Origin of the sequence: Youngiibacter fragilis 232.1 (genome assembly GCF_000495435.3) — a bacterium.
GTDB lineage: Bacteria > Bacillota > Clostridia > Clostridiales > Clostridiaceae > Youngiibacter > Youngiibacter fragilis.
In genome coordinates, this window is the sequence record NZ_AXUN02000195.1 from 1 (window position 1) to 1490 (window position 1490).

1 protein-coding gene is annotated in these 1490 nt (G+C 43.5%); it reads right to left on the reverse strand.

The features are described 5' to 3' along the window. Window positions 1–79: 79 nt before the first annotated feature. Window positions 80–1321 (reverse strand): ISL3 family transposase, encoded by a 1242-nt coding sequence (locus tag T472_RS13685; RefSeq protein ID WP_023388437.1) that lies wholly within the window; start codon window positions 1319–1321, stop codon window positions 80–82. Between the last annotated feature and the right edge of the window lie 169 nt (window positions 1322–1490).

A 1490-nucleotide genomic window follows, 5' to 3' on the forward strand; every position in this document is an offset into this window, starting at 1 on the left:
ACGCAGCTACAGCATATTTTACATCTTCTGGAGCATATGTTGTCATTGACAATATAACAAAAGAAAGCGCTTCGCTGTTTTAAGTGGGTGATATAGTTGGATTTACTCTAGGCTTCAGTTCCAATTTGCCAGCAAGCAAATAGATCATGGTTATGAAATTTCTAACGCTCCGATAACCACGTGCTCGATTCCTGGCTGACTGTACCAGACTGTTGATGCTCTCCATTATTCCTGAGGTCAGACCGCTGTTGAAATGATTTAGTATTCCATCCCAGTTGTTTTTGACCATGAATGCAAAATCCTTGATCTCGTCAATCCTGCTTCGTATTGCCCAGGAGTACCACTTCTTTAGCATCAACTCACCTGTTTGACGATCGGTAGCTAAGCTGTAGACATCCTGGAGTGCTAGCTTAATCCTATAGGCACGTGCGGTCTTCAGGTTCATCTTTGTCAAGTCAGCAAGTGCTTCCTGTTGGCTGGGTTTCAGGTTTTTGGGATTGTGCAACCATAAGTAACGACTGTGCTTAAGGACTGAATTTTCATGTTGCTCAATTCTCCTGACCTTATCGAGCGCATCATTCACAGCCTTAATGACGTGGAACTTATCATAGGTAACATTAGCCCATGGGAATGAGTCCTGCAGGCCTTTTCTGAAGGGTATGGACATGTCTGTGCATACTTCCTGTATCTGCGTTGCTGGAACTCCTACTCTCTTTAACATCCCACTGAATGAATGTATGGTGGATGAATCTTTCCCTGGTACTACATGGACTACACGATTATTGTCAAGGTCCGCAAAGAGAGTCACGTATTTGTGTCCCTTTCTGCACGAAGTTTCATCGATTCCAACTGCTCTGATATCAGAGTAATCAGCCTGCTCCCTGGCTTTATCCACGTACCTCTTTATTATCCTCCATATCCTGGTGTCGTTCTCCTGGAGAATTTGAGCCATCTTGGATACGGGCATGGTCTTGGCCAGTTCCATTACCAAGGCTTCAAAGAGCAGCGTGAAACCTGAGCCTGGAGCAGCCCATGGTACTTCAATGAGTCTCACACCATGTTCGCTGCACTTTACCCTTGGTGTCCTGCAGTGGATGAATGCCTTGTACTGGAAGAAGTTCAGATGTCTCCACACCTTGTCTTCCGTGTCATGGACAGGTTTTCCATCCTCATGACAAACAGGACAATTGAACTTGGCCCCAATCTTGAAGTCAATATAGAGGTGGAGTTCACCAGCTTCCAGGTTGAAATCCTTGGACTTAACGAAAAATGGGTCCTTAAGCTGAAGGGCAACTGTAAAAAGTTCCTCATGATTGAACATACAAACAACCACCTTCGGTTTTTGTATTAAGTATATCAGCTTACTAAAAGGATGTTAACTTACCCACTTAAAACAGCGAAGCGCTTGTTTTTTATTGGGTTGAATTTACTTTATCAATTCAGCTTGGCATCAAATTTTCATGAAGCATGTGAAATGATGTTGACAAAGA

Excerpts from the sequence above, each read along its gene's own strand:
- T472_RS13685 (WP_023388437.1), bottom strand. The coding sequence starts at position 1,321 with ATGTTCAATCATGAGGAACTTTTTACAGTTGCCCTTCAGCTTAAGGAC.